Below are 14,203 nucleotides of genomic sequence, written 5' to 3'. Positions count from 1 at the left end.
GAGACAGTCAGGATGAAACTGAAACCACGCAAGATTCTGGCGGCGCTCGCGCTGGCCGCGGTTGCCGCGGGGACCTCGGTCGTCAGCACCGCGCAGGCGGGCACGCTCGCGATGAATATCGCGTTCAAGGGCGCGAGCCAGCGCGCGGTGTGGCAGCAGGTGGTCGACGAGTTCAAGAAGGCGCATCCCGGGATCGACGTGAAGGTGTCGTTCATCGACGAAGAGGCCTACAAGGTTCAGTTGCCGGGTTGGCTTTCGACTGTCGCGCCGGATATCGTCAACTGGCACGACGGCGAGCGTATGGCGTATTACGCGCAGCGTGGCCTGTTCGAAGATCTGACCGGCGACTGGCAGAAGAACGGCTGGAACGACATGTATGCGTCGACGAAGGAAGCGTCGTCGTACAAGGGCAAGCAATACGCCGCGCCGACCGTGTACTACTCGTGGGGAATGTTCTATCGCAAGGACCTGTTCGAGAAGGCCGGCATCAAGGGCGAGCCGAAAACGTGGGACGAGTTTCTCGACGCCGGGAAAAAGCTGAAGGCCGCCGGCATTACGCCGATCGCGGTGGCGGGCCGCGATGCATGGACGCTTGCCGGCTGGTTCGATTACCTCGATTTGCGTCTGAACGGCAATGCGTTCCATCAGAAGCTGATGGCCGGCGAGATTCCGTACACCGATCCGCGCGTGAAGAAGGTTTATACGACGTGGAAGCAGCTGATCGACGACGGCTACTTCATCAACAATTCACTGTCCTACGATCTCGACGCGGTGCAGCCGTTCCTGTTCCAGGGCAAGGCGGCCATGATGCTGATGGGGACGTTCATTGCGGCGGGTTTCCCGGACAACGTAAAGCCGCAAATGGGGTACTTCCAGTTCCCGATCATCGACTCCAAGGTGCCGACCGCCGAGGATGGGCCGGTCGAATCACTGCATATTCCGTCGAAAGCGAAGAACAAGGCCGATGCACATACGTTCCTTGCGTTCGTCGAAACGCCGGAGATCGGCGCGCAGCTCGCGAAGGGACTCGGCTCGTTGTCGGCGAACAGCAAGTCGCCGGAACCTGAAGATCCGATTTCGAAGATCGGCTTCCAGATCCTGTCGAATACGAAGGGCGGCATCGCGCAGTTCTACGATCGCGACATGACCAAGGAGATGGCCGACGAAGGGATGAAGGGGATGCAGCAGTTCGTCTCCGATCCGTCGAAGCTCGACAGCATCCTCGCGCAGCTCGAGCAGACGCGTCAGCGTATCTACAAGAAGTGAGCGGCGGCGGCCGCACGGCCGCTGTCCGACGAATTGCGTTGTATCAGATCGGATCGGGAGATTGATCGTGTCGCATTCCGTCAGCCGTCATAGCGTCGACGGTCCTGTTGAATCCGGCGGGCAGGGGTTGCCGGCGTCGGGTGGTGCGGTGGGCGGCGCGCCGCTCGCGTCGCGCCGGCGCGGCCCGACGCCGACCGCGCGGCGGCAGCGGCGCGCCGCGTTCCTGTTTCTCGCGCCGGCCTGCTTCATGGTGGCCGTGTACGTGGTGTGGCCGATCCTCTCGACTATCCGCCTGAGCTTCTTCAACTGGGACGGGATGACCGAGCCGACCTTCATCGGCCTCGCGAACTATATCGAGCTCGTTCATACGCCGACGTTCTATACGGCGCTGAGGAACAACCTGATCTGGCTCGTGCTGTTCCTGCTCGCCCCGCCGATGGGCCTCGCCGTCGCGCTGTATCTGAACCAGGCGGTGGCGGGCATCCGTATCGTCAAGTCGCTGTTCTTCGCGCCGTTCGTGTTGTCGGGCGTCGTGGTCGGGCTGATCTTTTCATGGTTCTACGATCCGACCTTCGGCCTGCTCGCGATGATGCTCGGCCACGGCGTGCCAGTGCTCGGCGATCCACGCTATGCGACGTTCGGCATCGTGTTCGCGGCACTGTGGCCGCAAACCGCGTACTGCATGATTCTGTATCTGACCGGCTTGACCACGTTGAACGCCGAGCAGATCGAAGCCGCGCGAATGGAAGGCGCGCAGGGCTGGTCGATGCTCTGGCATGTGATCCTGCCGCAGTTGCGGCCCACCACGTTCATGGCGATCGTCGTGACGATCATCGGCGCGCTGCGCAGCTTCGATCTGATCTCGGTGATGACGGGCGGCGGTCCGTTCGAAAGCTCGACGGTGCTCGCCTTTTTCATGTACGACCAGGCGATTAAATATTTCCGCATCGGCTATTCCGCGGCGATCGCGGTGGTGCTGTTCGGCATCATGCTCGTGTACATCGTCTATCACCTGCGGCGGATGCTGCGCGCCGAGCAATAAGGAGCCGCTGATGTTTCCGATTCCGATCGACAAATGGAAGCCGGCCACGCGCCGCGCATACAAGCTGACGTTGCCAATCGCACTCGTGATCTGGCTGCTGCCGATGATCGCGGTGCTGATCACGTCCGTGCGTTCGACCGAAGAACTGAGCGAGGGCAACTACTGGGGATGGCCGAAGCACTTTGCGATGTTCGATAACTATCGCGAGGCGTTGACGACGTCGCCGATGCTGCATTACTTCTGGAACAGCGTGTTGATCACGGTGCCTGCGGTCGTGGGCTCGATCACACTCGCGGCGATGGCGGGTTTTGCGTTGGCGATCTATCGCTTTCGCGGCAATTCGACGTTGTTCGCCACGTTCGTCGCGGGCAACTTCGTGCCGATCCAGGTGTTGATGATCCCGGTGCGAGATCTGTCGTTGCAGCTCGGGCTGTTCAATACCGTGAGCGCGCTGATTCTGTTTCATGTGTCGTTCCAGACCGGCTTTTGCGCGCTGTTTCTGCGCAACTTCATCAAGCAGCTGCCATTCGAACTGGTCGAGGCGGCACGCATAGAAGGGGCGAACGAGTGGACCGTGTTCTTCAGGATCGTGCTGCCGCTGATTCGTCCGGCGCTCGCGGCCTTGGCGATCCTCGTGTTCACGTTCGTGTGGAACGACTATTTCTGGGCCCTGTGTCTGACGCAAGGCGATGACGCCGCGCCGATCACGGTAGGTGTAGCCGCGCTGAAAGGGCAGTGGACGACCGCGTGGAATCTCGTTTCGGCGGGATCGATTCTGGCGGCGCTGCCATCGGTGATGATGTTCTTTGCGATGCAGAAGCATTTTGTCGCGGGCCTGACGTTTGGCGCGACGAAGGGGTGAAGATGTTGGCGCGTGGCGATGCTGCGGTGAGAAGGGTTGCCCGCGTAAGCGGGCTTTTTTTCGGCGTGCTCGATTGCGGCTCGTCCGCAGGCTTATCAATCAACGCTTTTTAGCTGACGCGTGGTCGAGCCGCCGCCGCATAACGGTATTCAACGCCGCGCGCGCACTATCGAGGGGCCGTTTTCCTTCACCCGCTTTGCTCGCGAGGTCCGCAGCCTCAGCAGAAAGGAAATGCGCATGATTGCCAGCTCCGGTGAAGTTGCCTGAATCGGACTCGTCTTCGGGTTCGCTGCGTTGATGTCGCATTGTTCCGACTCGGAGATTCCTTAACAAGGCAACTTCTGCTACCGGTATTGCTGCTACCCCTATCAGGCCGGATCAGCGTACTTCAGCGTCCAGGACAGCGTACGGCTGGCGCCGCCCGTCAACGCGAACGGATTGGTCGTACAGGCGAAGTTGGAGTGCAACTGTCCGATCGGCGTGGTCGACAACGGGTTCGTCGCACCGTTCACCGTATCGAACTGCGACAGCGCGCAACTATCGAAACCCACCGCGGCGTAGTTCGTCGCGGGGCTATTCGCGTAGCTGACCGAGTAGCCGTCGCTATTCGCCGTGGTGTTCTGAAAGTCCGCGAACGACGTGTAGTCCGTTTCTACCGCGAGATTGCCCGTCAACGTGCCCGAGCTCAGCGTATCGGTGCGGGTGATCGAGCCCTTGGCGAACGTCATCACCGTATGCACTTGCAGATCGAGATCCGTCGTGTACAACGCGTTCTTGGCCGCTTGCCTGAACTTCGCGGTGTCGAACGTGACGACCACCTGGCCGTTGGTTTCCTGCACGTTCAGATTCTTGTAGTACGTGACCGGAATATAGGTTTTGCCGTTGTACGTGACTTGCGGAATCATCAGCGCATAGGCGAGGTCCGTCGTACCGTACACGAGATTATCCGAGGACGGCGCCGGATAGTACGGCGTGTACGAGTTGTAGTCGGGCGCCTGGCTCAGGTTCAGGTTGATCACGCGCCTGCCGTCGCGCACGGTTATGAGAGCGGCGCTATACGGGTGCGCGGTATCGCCCGGCTGGTTGTACCAGGTCAGCGTGTAGTGCGGGAACGCGTCGAGATAAGACTGCATGTCGGTATCGGACAGCGGCGCCTTGCCGTTGAAGCCGAGCTTGTCCCACCACGCGTTCACGTACATGTACTGATGCAGCAGGCTGAAGTTTTCGCCCATCACGCGCGGCTTGCCGCGATACGAGTCGGTGCCGCGGCCCTTGACCCACATGTTGACGGACGGCGTCGGCAGTGTCGGGTCGTACCAGAAGTTGCTGTAGCGCAGAGCCGACTTGTAGATGTACGTGTAGGCGACCTTCATTTCCTGATCGGTCAGGATGCCCGCATTGGCGGCGGCGGTCAGCACTTCCATGAATGCCGAGTCGCCATACGGACCGATCGAGCGGCCATAGTTGAAGCCTTCGCCCTTCGTATTGAGCTGCGGAAGAATCAGGTTGACCGAGTTACGCAGATACGATTTCAACTCCGGCGTCAGGTTTGCCTGATTGCCCATTTCCAGCGTGCGCTCGGTCACTTCGCCGATTAGCAGCGTGCTGTAACGGTCGTAGCGCGCCTGATCGTAATAGGTCGTGTGCGTGTTCGACGCTTCGTCGGAGAAGCCGCCGGTCGAATCGTTGCGGATGTGCTTCGTCAGCGTGTACAGCAGCGCGTCGCGCGCGTTCATCGTGGCCACGGTCGGGTCGGTGGTCGACGAGAACGTCGGATTGCTCCAGCCGAGCTTCTGCCGCAGCCCCGCGATGCCATACGACACCGCGTAGTAGTTCTGCGCGGTATTGAGCGATGCGACGTCGATCGGCGTCCCTGCGGCGGGGCAGGTGTCGGTCTTGCCGCTCGCGTCCGCGCCGAACATGTCGCAGAAGGTCAGGCGCGCCTGTAGCGTCTTCAGCATCGCGTCGCTGAACACTTCGTTGAGCATGCCGTGCGACTGGAAATTGTTGAGCGCGACGAGATAGTAGTACTCGCCCCAGGACGTATTCGCGTACGTGTAATTGGAGCCGGTCATCTGCGTCATCATCGCCGTCGTGATCTTCTGGTACGTCGCCAGGTAGTCGGCGTAGGCTGGATCGCCTTTCGTTTTCATGTCGATCAGGATCCACGACAAACCGAGCGCGAGCTTGCCGGGCAGGAATTTGTCGCCGGTGTTCGTATCGAGCACATGGACCGGGCTGCCGTCGCCGAGATCCATCACCACCTGGGTGAAATCGGACGATTTTCTGATCAGATCGAATAGCGCTCGCATTTGCCCCATCATCGTGATCGGAATGCCTGCGCCGGTCGGCACGCTGGTGTCGGCCCCGCCGTAGACGATTCCATGCAGCGAAATTGCGCCGTTTTTCGACGGATCGGGCGTGGGAGAGGGCGAGTTCGTGGACGGACTGCCGCCGGAAGAGGATGGGCCGTCATTCACACCGCCGCCGCAGGCGGTGAATAAAAGCGCGGTGGCAGCGCTGAGGGCAAAGGCAAGCGTCGTTTTCTTCGGGGAAAGCATTTCGTCTCCAGATTTTGGTTTATTGATGGTCTGATTAACTTTTCCGATATTCCTTGATTATTGTTTGTCTCCTTTTTAAATGGATTTGTGATTCAAATAATCTGCGTGCCGACAAAAAGAATGACTTGGGTTAAAAAACGTCAGTCGTCAGATGACACGCTTCGACGGATAAAGGGCCTTCTTGCATCGAGGAATGTTTCATCCTCGTTGCTAGCTTTACCGTTGGTGATCTTCCTTACTCTGCTTGGCTGTTCCTCCGCTGAAATCGCGGCAGATAAATAGCCTGTAAGACGTAGGAGATCATATCTCACGGTGGATTGCAAGCGGTCCAAAACGCGAGCAAGTCGCTGTGCGGCGCGGATAAGGTGGGTATTCGATGATTTGACCCCTCGTTTATCGTTTTGAGTTTGGAGGTTGATTTTATGTGCGATCGACAGTGATTATCGATTTGGTTAATTCCGAGAAAGTTAGTTAGGTTGGCGAAGCATCCGCGCGTCGTGAGGCCGACGCGTTGCTTTCGTCTCCATGCCGGTGTCTTTCGAAAGTGATTACACGGTGGTCGGATTCTTATGGATTGCGCGCGTTCAGTTAAACGTTTTCTCTGGCTTGTCGAGCCCTTGATCCGTGCGAAACATTTACTAGGAATACCAGGCATCGGCAGCGCGTGCCGGTCCGCCGTGGCCGCCAATTCACCCGCCCGCCGCCCATCGGATAAGATACGGCCCGCCATGCATTTTTTAGAACGGAAGGAGTGGTTTCAATGATCGAACCGAGCAACGTTTTCAAGGAAAATCTCGCCAGAATGCCGGCAATCGACGGCATCGCACGCATCGATCTGGTCAACGGCAGCGGTGCCGTGGTCGCTACTATCGAGAACAAACCGGGCAAGCAGGGCTCGCTCGCGGTGTACAACTACCTGCGCGGCGCGTTCGGCACGCTCGACGCGAAGGCGGCCGAACACGGCCTGGCGCTGTTCGCCGAGCATACGGCCGACGCGCGCAACCGTCCGGGCGCCCATCCGAACGTCGACCACCTGCTGGTGATTGCCGCCGGCGGCGAGGCATTGCGCATCGACGTCGTTCCGGCAGCTTAAGACCGCTCAGAGTCTTTTCTGCTTCCGCAAGGTAGACGTTTTCCTGCCATTGCCGCGAACTCCGACGCCCCCCGGCGACGGGATTTGCGGCCCCCCAGCGCTGATTGCTCGGTAAAAACCCTCGTTTTTCTCGAAGACCCCGGATTAGCTTCAGATTCGGCTTCTGTTCGGCGAATTGAAGCGCAGGGGGCCGGCGCACACTGAGTTCGTCCCGTCGCGTATATCGCGCTTTTCCGTCAGGAGCCCCGGATGTCCTCCCGTCACAACAAACCCCGCCGGTTCGACACCGACCTGCCGGAACTCACCACCTCGGAACGGGATCAGCCGACGCTGGGTCCGAACGACCCCGCGATGCGCGAACTGCAACGTGGTTCCGAAGCTATCCTGCGTCTCGCCACGCAGGCGCACGCGGCCGTTGCCCGAAGCGACGAAGCGGGCGCGCAAGCCGCACGTCAATCGCTCGAAACGCAACTGACGTTCACCACCGCCCTGATCGATGAGCTGCTGTTCGGTGCGCCCGAGCGGTCCACGCTGCATTGACGGCGAACGCGGCAGCAACACCGTACCAACCTGTAGTCCCGAAGTTCCGGAAACTGACATGAGCACGTTGACCGTCATTCTTTGCATTTGGGCCATGGTCGCTTTTTGCGCGGTCCTGTTCATCCGCGGCGCGAGTCCCCGCGTCGAGCGTGAGGCAGAACGGCCGCGTGCCCATCCGTCACGCTATTCGATCGCCGAGTAACTCGCACGCCCAACGACTCGGAATCAACGGGGTAACATGAGGAGCGCCGGCGCCACTGCCGGCCGGCACCGACGATGTTCCCCCCGGAGGTTCTCGTATGGACACACATTCGATTCACGGCATGTTGCATGCCGAAGAGGCTTTGCTGGTCTCCATCGTGCGGTCGCTGCCTGACGACATCAAGCGCAGAATCGCCAACGACTTTCACGAGCAGGCGCAACTCGCCGAAAGCTCGCATCTGAATCCCACCACGAACCGCGAAACGAGCGATGCATTCAAGGCCCATGTCCGGCGTCTGTCGAACATGCTTGCTTCGTTGTCTTGAGTCGGCTGACGTCCGCGCAAGCGAGCCGAATATTCCGACTCGTTCTCTCGCGGCGTCCCAGCTTCATTTGGGGGGCAGCTTAAGGCTGACTTAAGAAAGCGACCCTAGGCTGCCCCGAGCCTCATACAGCGTCTAACGCAGTGCCAGCAGACGCTAATTCAACGAAACCACCTCGTCGTGCGTGCCTTTCGCGCATGCGACGGTCGACAGTCGTTCTTGAACATGCCTCTATCTGTAGCTCGTCTTTTGCCGGGACGCGCCAGCAAAATCATTGTCGTATGCGCAATGAGCTCGGTGTGCGCTGCCTATCTCGTCACTCACGAACGCGCCGCGCGCAACGACGAACCCGACGTGTCGCTTCGGAGCAAGGACTCGACGACGGCCATTGCCCGCGCGCCGGGATCGGCGTCGGCACCTCCGCCGGCGGTGCCGGCTGCGCAAGCCCCTACGTTCACCGTGAGGGAAGCGCCGGTCGAGCGCACCTTCGCGGCGGCCGCGCAGAGCCTTGGCATCGATGCGGGCACCACAGCGATTCTGTCGCGCGCGTTTCGCGACGAACTCGATTTGTCGCGCGATCTGAAAGCTGGCGACCGCGTGAGCGCCGTATTCGACACCAGTAGCGACAACGGCAAAGGCGCAGCGCGCGAACCGCTCGCGGTGCGCATCGTACGAGGCTCGAGCGCGCACGACGTGTTCCTTCACAAGAATCCGCAAGGTCAACCGCACTACTACTCGAAAGACGGCGTCAGCACGGGGCCCGCGTTCGAGCGCTATCCGCTCGACTTCACGCGCGTGTCGTCGGCTTTCTCGCTGCGCCGCTTCGATCCGGTAGTGCATCGTTGGCAAAGTCATGACGGCGTCGATCTTGCGGCGCCGGCCGGCACACCCGTGCGGGCGACCGCGCGTGGCGTGATCCGTTTTGTCGGTCGTCAGTCCGGTTATGGCAATGTGGTCGTCATTCAGAACCCCGCACCGTTTTCGACGACGTTCGCGCATCTGTCGCACTTCGCGAAAGGACTGCGCGCAGGCAGCCGCGTCGTGCGCGATCAGGTGATCGGCTATGTGGGCAAGACCGGTTGGACGACCGGACCGCATCTGCATTTCGAGGTTCACGTGGACGATGTGCCGCAGGACCCGCTCAAGGTCGACCTGCCGCAGAAGAAGTCGCTTGCCGCGGATGAATTACGGCTGTTCGAGTTGCGGGTCGCGCAATTGACCGCGCTGCTGTAAGCCATTTGTCGTCTCAACTTTGCGACACGTCGGTCCGCATGACCCGGTATTGTTTCGTCGCATCATGCGCCGGCAATTCTGGCCGGTACGTGTCGCAAACCATGGCCTGTCAATGCGCGTTCGGGTATTCCCGCGTGCGTCGAACGATGTGTGCGAACCGGCACGAACTCGTCGAAGCATTCACGCGGCGTCTCATTTTCGATGCATCACGTGCGATCAGGCCCGCTTCGAAGTGCATCGGAACGCATCCGTCCTTAACTGGCAACGCTTTGTTCCAGCATGGCATAGCGGTTGCAATAAGACCGGCACAAGAACTACACATGTTGCAGCCGGAATTTCACGCAGTGAATAAATGCCGACGGCAGCAAACGTCTTCGCGATTCGCGCTCGGGGAGCTTGGCGCAACATGCGAAGTACGGCGGGGCCACACCAAACGGATGTCGACAAACAACGACGACGCGCGCGGACGATACGGTTGTATCTAACGTCGGCTCACGATCGTGACGGCGTGAAGCGATGACCCCGCCATTTTTTTCCGTGCTTGCGGGTCAAGCCGAATGCGCGGCGGTCCGAGCGAAAGGGCGCTTGCGCGCGGACCGGCGGGCTGCGAAGATCATGCTAACGCTCCTCTACACGGTATGCAGCCGCTGCATCAGGGAATGCCATGTTAGCGTCGAGCCCGTTTCCGGCATTGCTGCACCACGCGAGCCTGTGGCTGCAAGGCTATGCGCTCGTGCTGGTCATGATGGGACTCGGCGCGTTGCTCGAGCGTCGCTGGCCGGCCGCATTGCTGCAATCGCGCGCGGGGCAGCGTCTGAACATGGCTTATGCGGGCCTGTATCTGGCGTTGGTGGAAGCCACGAAGCCGCTGACCGCGGCCGCAAGCGTCGCGATCGTGAATGCGCTCGGCGGCGGCATGGTGGTGCTGGTGTCGCACGGGTGGGGCGCGCTCGCTTCGTTCGTGATCGTGCTGCTGACGATCGATTGTCTCGAATACGCGTTTCATCGTTTGCAGCACACGTGGCCCATCCTGTGGAAGCTGCATTCGCTGCACCATAGCGCGGTCGATTTCAACGTGACGATCACGTTGCGGCATCACTGGATCGAAGTGCTCATCAAGGGCTGCCTGCTTTATCCGCTCGTCGGCGTACTGTTCAAGGTCGAGCCGTGGATCGTCGGTGCGACGTCGATCGTATTCATGTTCGGCAACTACTTCGCGCATCTGAACTTGCGCGTGGACCTCGGCCGCTACGTCACGTGGGTCAACAATCCGCAGTATCACCGCTTGCATCACTCGATTCGCGCCGAGCATCTTAACCACAACTTCACGCAGTTATTGCCGATGTGGGATCACGTGTTCGGCACGCGCTGGGTGCCCGCGAAACACGAGTGGCCGGCCACCGGTCTCGACGATGGCACGCAGCCGAGCTCGTTGCTCGGCGCGTTCAGCTGGCCGTTGGGTCAGCATGCGGGACGCGATGCGTTACCCGTTCGCAAGCCGCTTGCGGTGCTCGACAAGAAAGCGAAATAGCGCGGGCTAAGCGGGTTGCGCTCCGCGCACCGCCTTGCCGCCCAGCAGCGACACGATCAGCGTGGCCATTACGAGCACACCCAACGCCGCGCGCAAACCGAGCACGCCAGCGCCGAAACCGATCAGCGGCGGCCCGACCAGAAAGCCCGCATAGCCGAACGTGGCCGCCATCGACACGCCGATCGCCGGCGTCGCGCTCGACCGGCCCGCTGCGCTGAAAATCACCGGAACGATATTCGCGAGACCGATGCCAACCATCGCGAAGCCGACGCAAGCGGTCAGCACCGTCGGCAGGCTCAGCACCAGCGCGAGCCCGGCGAACGCGATCAGACCGCCGAGCGCGACGACCTTGCTCGAACCGAAGCGTCGCACCGACGCATCGCCTGCGATCCGGCAGGCCGCCATCGAAAACGCGAACGCGGAGTAGCCGATCGCGGCAATGCTCGCTTCCTGGTTCAGCGTGGAGCGCAGGTACACCGCGCTCCAGTCGGCCACCGCGCCTTCGACGAGCATGCACATGAACGCGAGCAGCGCCAGTTTCATCACGCCGCTGTCCGGCCATGCGAAGCCGCTCGACGCGGCGGTCGCGCGCGGACCGATATCGCGCAACGCAAACCATGCAGCGAAAATGATCAGGGCCGCGATGAACAGATCGGGGACGAGCAGCCCGCCCACGACGCCGACGCCGCCTTTCTGCAGCATCGCGCCGCTCGCTGCGCCAAGCAGGCCGCCCGCGCTCCACGCGGCATGAAACGACGACATGATCGGCGCGCGCCAGCGAGTTTCGATCGCGCTCGCATGACCGTTCATCGACACGTCGAGTGCGCCGTTCGACGCGCCGAGCGCAAACAGCACCACGCACAACGACAGCATGCCGGGCGCGACCGCGGGCAGCGGCAGCGCGATCGCGAATGCCGCGCCGAGCAGCGCGGTGGCGCGGCCGCTGCCGACGCGCGGCGCGAGCTGTCCCGCGAGCGGCATCGCAACGATGGCGCCGAGCGCGAAGCAGAACAGCGCGACACCGAGCGAGGTGTCGCTGAGCGCCAGACTTTCCTTGATGCGCGGCACCTCGACCGCCCATGCGCCGATGCCGAAACCGTTGGCAAGGAAGACGGCGAGCGTCGCGATGCGTTCCCTGACGAGTGAGTTCATGGGCGTGCCACCATCACGTTGTCGCAGACGGCCTTGAGGCTCGCGACACGCGCGCCCGGTACGTCTGCTTCGACGCACAGATGATCGACCGACGCAGCCGGCGCTACCGCAAAAGGCGCCGCTGTGATCAGCTTTTCCGAGGTCAGCGCGATGGCAATCTGGCCGCTCGCTTTGACCATCGCGCGTTTCAGTTCAGCGTCTTCAGCGTCGAATGCGGCGACGCCTTCGTCGGGATCGAAGGCGCAGGCGCCGAGAAAACAGAGGTCCGCGCGGATCTGCTGGATTTGCAGCAGCGCGGTCGCGCCGAGCGAGCCCGCCGCGCCCCCGGCGATGCGGCCGCCGATCAGTATCACGTCGATTCCCGGCCGGTTCAGCAGCCGCGCGCATGCCTCAGGCGAATTCGTGACGACGGTCAGGCCGGCGTTGTCGGGCAGCGCCGCCGCGATCGCGACGTTGGTCGAGCCCGCGTCGAGCAGCACGATCTGCTTCGGACGAACGATCGATACAGCCGCCGCGGCAAGCCGTGCCTTGCGATCGACGGCCTCGTTCATCCGGAGCGCCGCGGGTTTGTCGGCGGGCGACATCAGCAGCGCGCCGCCGTACACGCGCTTGCAGTGCCCCTGATCGGCGAGATCGCGCAGATGGCGGCGCACCGTGTGCTCGGAGATCTGCAACTCGGCGGCAAGCTCGGCCGCGAGCACCCGACCATGCGAGCGCAATCGCTCCAGAATCAGCGCTTCGCGCTGCTCGGGCAGTAGCCCGTTGATCGCTTCTTCCCGGGTTCGCTGCATGGGTCCCCTCTCCGTTTCGGTGCAAACCGATCATAAACGAGCAAAATGTATCGCAAACGGTCGCGAGACGCAAGCGGCGCCGACGCGGTTTGCGCTGGGTCTCATGCAACTTCGTTCAATTCCGGTCGTGAGTCACGGCCGAAAGCCAGCCGGTCGAGCAGCCATACCGCGACGAGCGTTGCGCCCATCAGCGGGAAAACGACGCCGAGCAGCACGAGGCCGGCTTTCCAGCCACGCATCGGCGGCGCGGCGCGCTCGCGCGACGGCGCGCCGAGCGAGCGTTGCGGCCGGCGTTTCCACCACATCACGAAGCCGGTCGCAGCGAGCGCGGCAAGGCCGACCGAAATGGCCGCGCACAGTATCTGATTCGCGACGCCGAAGTAGCGCCCCATATGCAGCGACGTGCCGTACGACACGGCCTTCGCGATCGCGCCGTAATCGCCGTAGCGAATGTCCTTCAGGATCGCGCCGCTGTATTGGTCGACGTACAGCGTGCGTTCATCTCGCGGATTCGCGGGGAACCAGGAAAGCGTGTAGACGCCGGTTGCGGAGTTCGGCAGCACGATGCTGTAGCCGTCCGTGATGCCGAGCGACGCGGCGAGCGCGACGATATGGCCGAGCGACAGCGGCTGCGCCGCGTCGCTGGCCGAAGAAGAGGGCACGCTGAAGTTGCCTGCAGCCCACGGCGTCAGCGGCAACGGCAGGTCGTCCATGACCATGCCGGGCATCGAGTCCATGTCGGCATGCGTGGCATGGGCGCCCGTGGCGCTCGCGTGGTCGGCGCGGTCCGGTTGCGCTCCCGGCACGCTGGAGCGCAATGGCAACCCGCCCCACGCGCCCGGCGGCGCGCCCAGCTTCGTCGCGGTCGCGAACGCCTTGAACTGCTTGCCCCACGAGCCGGTCCACGGCAGACCGGTCAAGACGAACGCAAGCGCGCCCAGCGCGAGCCAGATGCCGATGACCCCATGAAGACTTTTCCATAGCGGACGTCCTTTCAGCCCGAGGCGCGGCAGCAGCACAGCGCGCGCGGTCGATTTGCCGCGTGGCCACCATAGCGCGATGCCGGTGCCGATCATCACGAGCGTCCAGCATGCGGCCAGTTCCATCAGCAGTTCGCCGGGCTTGCCGAGCAGCAGCTTGCGATGAATCATGCGATCCACCTGCATCAAGCGACGCTCGACGCTCAGCGTGCCCAACAAATCGCCGTTGTACGGATTCAGATAGACGCTCTGCTGCGTGCCATCTGCGAGTCGAAACACGAATTCGGCGCTGCGCTGCGGATCGCGCGTGATCACCGCGGTCGTCGCGACCGAGCCGGGCGGCATCGCCGCGCGCGCTCGCGCGAGCAGCACGTTGGCGGGCAGTCTCGGCACCGCTTGCGGTGCGACGACCATTTGCTGCCGATACAGCAGCGGCTCGATCTGCGGCTGAAAGCAATACAGCGTGCCGGTGATAGCGAGCACGAGCAGAAACGGCATCACGAAGAGGCCCGCGTAAAAATGCCAGCGCCACAGTGTTCTATAGCCTGGATGTGCCGGGCCGTTCGTCGCGGCAGCGGTCGTACCGTTCTGAGCACGTCCGGGTTCGGCGGTTGGAGTCGTGGACATG

At 62.1% G+C, this 14,203-nt stretch carries 12 protein-coding genes and 1 pseudogene; 9 read left to right on the top strand and 4 right to left on the bottom strand.

Features of this window, described 5'->3' with window-relative positions; all coding sequences use genetic code 11:
* Nucleotides 1-12 precede the first annotated feature (12 nt).
* The 3 genes from GCT19_RS07520 to GCT19_RS07510 all read left to right on the top strand — a co-directional run bounded on the left by GCT19_RS07520 (nucleotide 13) and on the right by GCT19_RS07510 (nucleotide 3,170).
* Nucleotides 13-1,266, top strand: a complete 1,254-nt coding sequence (locus tag GCT19_RS07520) for an ABC transporter substrate-binding protein (RefSeq protein WP_018434248.1) — start codon at nucleotides 13-15, stop codon at nucleotides 1,264-1,266.
* A 67-nt stretch (nucleotides 1,267-1,333) separates the two neighbouring features.
* Nucleotides 1,334-2,308: a carbohydrate ABC transporter permease gene (locus GCT19_RS07515; protein ID WP_321576774.1), complete on the top strand. Its 975-nt coding sequence runs from the start codon at nucleotides 1,334-1,336 to the stop codon at nucleotides 2,306-2,308.
* A gap of 10 nt (nucleotides 2,309-2,318) precedes the next feature.
* Entirely contained in the window at nucleotides 2,319-3,170 is an 852-nt protein-coding gene (locus GCT19_RS07510) for a carbohydrate ABC transporter permease (protein ID WP_152851524.1), read from the top strand.
* 368 nt (nucleotides 3,171-3,538) lie between these two features.
* Here the strand turns inward: GCT19_RS07510 and GCT19_RS07505 are convergent, their stop codons facing one another.
* Nucleotides 3,539-5,731, bottom strand: coding sequence for a hypothetical protein (locus GCT19_RS07505; RefSeq protein ID WP_152851523.1), 2,193 nt, complete (start codon nucleotides 5,729-5,731; stop codon nucleotides 3,539-3,541).
* A gap of 760 nt (nucleotides 5,732-6,491) precedes the next feature.
* Here GCT19_RS07505 and GCT19_RS07500 point away from each other — a divergent pair.
* The 6 genes and pseudogenes from GCT19_RS07500 to GCT19_RS07480 form a co-directional block, all read left to right on the top strand.
* Nucleotides 6,492-6,824 carry a DUF2322 family protein gene (locus GCT19_RS07500; protein ID WP_018434253.1) on the top strand — a complete coding sequence of 111 codons (333 nt, stop codon included), beginning with the start codon at nucleotides 6,492-6,494 and terminating at the stop codon, nucleotides 6,822-6,824.
* Between the two features lie 249 nt (nucleotides 6,825-7,073).
* Nucleotides 7,074-7,364 (top strand): hypothetical protein, encoded by a 291-nt coding sequence (locus tag GCT19_RS07495; RefSeq protein WP_152851522.1) that lies wholly within the window; start codon nucleotides 7,074-7,076, stop codon nucleotides 7,362-7,364.
* 58 nt (nucleotides 7,365-7,422) lie between these two features.
* Nucleotides 7,423-7,566: a hypothetical protein gene (locus GCT19_RS42645; RefSeq protein ID WP_018434255.1), complete on the top strand. Its 144-nt coding sequence runs from the start codon at nucleotides 7,423-7,425 to the stop codon at nucleotides 7,564-7,566.
* 97 nt (nucleotides 7,567-7,663) lie between these two features.
* Entirely contained in the window at nucleotides 7,664-7,891 is a 228-nt protein-coding gene (locus GCT19_RS07490) for a hypothetical protein (protein WP_018434256.1), read from the top strand.
* Between the two features lie 285 nt (nucleotides 7,892-8,176).
* Nucleotides 8,177-9,121: a M23 family metallopeptidase gene (locus GCT19_RS07485; protein ID WP_152851521.1), complete on the top strand. Its 945-nt coding sequence runs from the start codon at nucleotides 8,177-8,179 to the stop codon at nucleotides 9,119-9,121.
* A 664-nt stretch (nucleotides 9,122-9,785) separates the two neighbouring features.
* Nucleotides 9,786-10,475: pseudogene (locus GCT19_RS07480) on the top strand (sterol desaturase family protein); the annotation flags it as partial.
* A 183-nt stretch (nucleotides 10,476-10,658) separates the two neighbouring features.
* On the opposite strand, the gene GCT19_RS07475 reads toward GCT19_RS07480, so the two are convergent.
* The 3 genes from GCT19_RS07475 to GCT19_RS07465 all read right to left on the bottom strand — a co-directional run bounded on the left by GCT19_RS07475 (nucleotide 10,659) and on the right by GCT19_RS07465 (nucleotide 14,202).
* A complete protein-coding gene (locus GCT19_RS07475) occupies nucleotides 10,659-11,804 on the bottom strand; it encodes an MFS transporter (protein WP_018434260.1) in 1,146 nt (381 codons plus the stop codon).
* A complete protein-coding gene (locus tag GCT19_RS07470; protein WP_018434261.1) occupies nucleotides 11,801-12,595 on the bottom strand; it encodes a DeoR/GlpR family DNA-binding transcription regulator in 795 nt (264 codons plus the stop codon). The genes GCT19_RS07475 and GCT19_RS07470 overlap by 4 nt, the downstream gene beginning before the upstream one ends.
* 101 nt (nucleotides 12,596-12,696) lie before the next feature.
* Nucleotides 12,697-14,202: a PepSY-associated TM helix domain-containing protein gene (locus GCT19_RS07465; RefSeq protein ID WP_152851519.1), complete on the bottom strand. Its 1,506-nt coding sequence runs from the start codon at nucleotides 14,200-14,202 to the stop codon at nucleotides 12,697-12,699.
* Nucleotide 14,203: the final 1 nt, after the last annotated feature.

The organism is Paraburkholderia atlantica (assembly GCF_009362785.1).
GTDB classification, from domain to species: Bacteria; Pseudomonadota; Gammaproteobacteria; order Burkholderiales; family Burkholderiaceae; genus Paraburkholderia; species Paraburkholderia atlantica.
The sequence above is the reverse complement of the archived record's forward strand: the minus strand, read 5'-3'. Positions and strand labels throughout refer to the sequence as shown.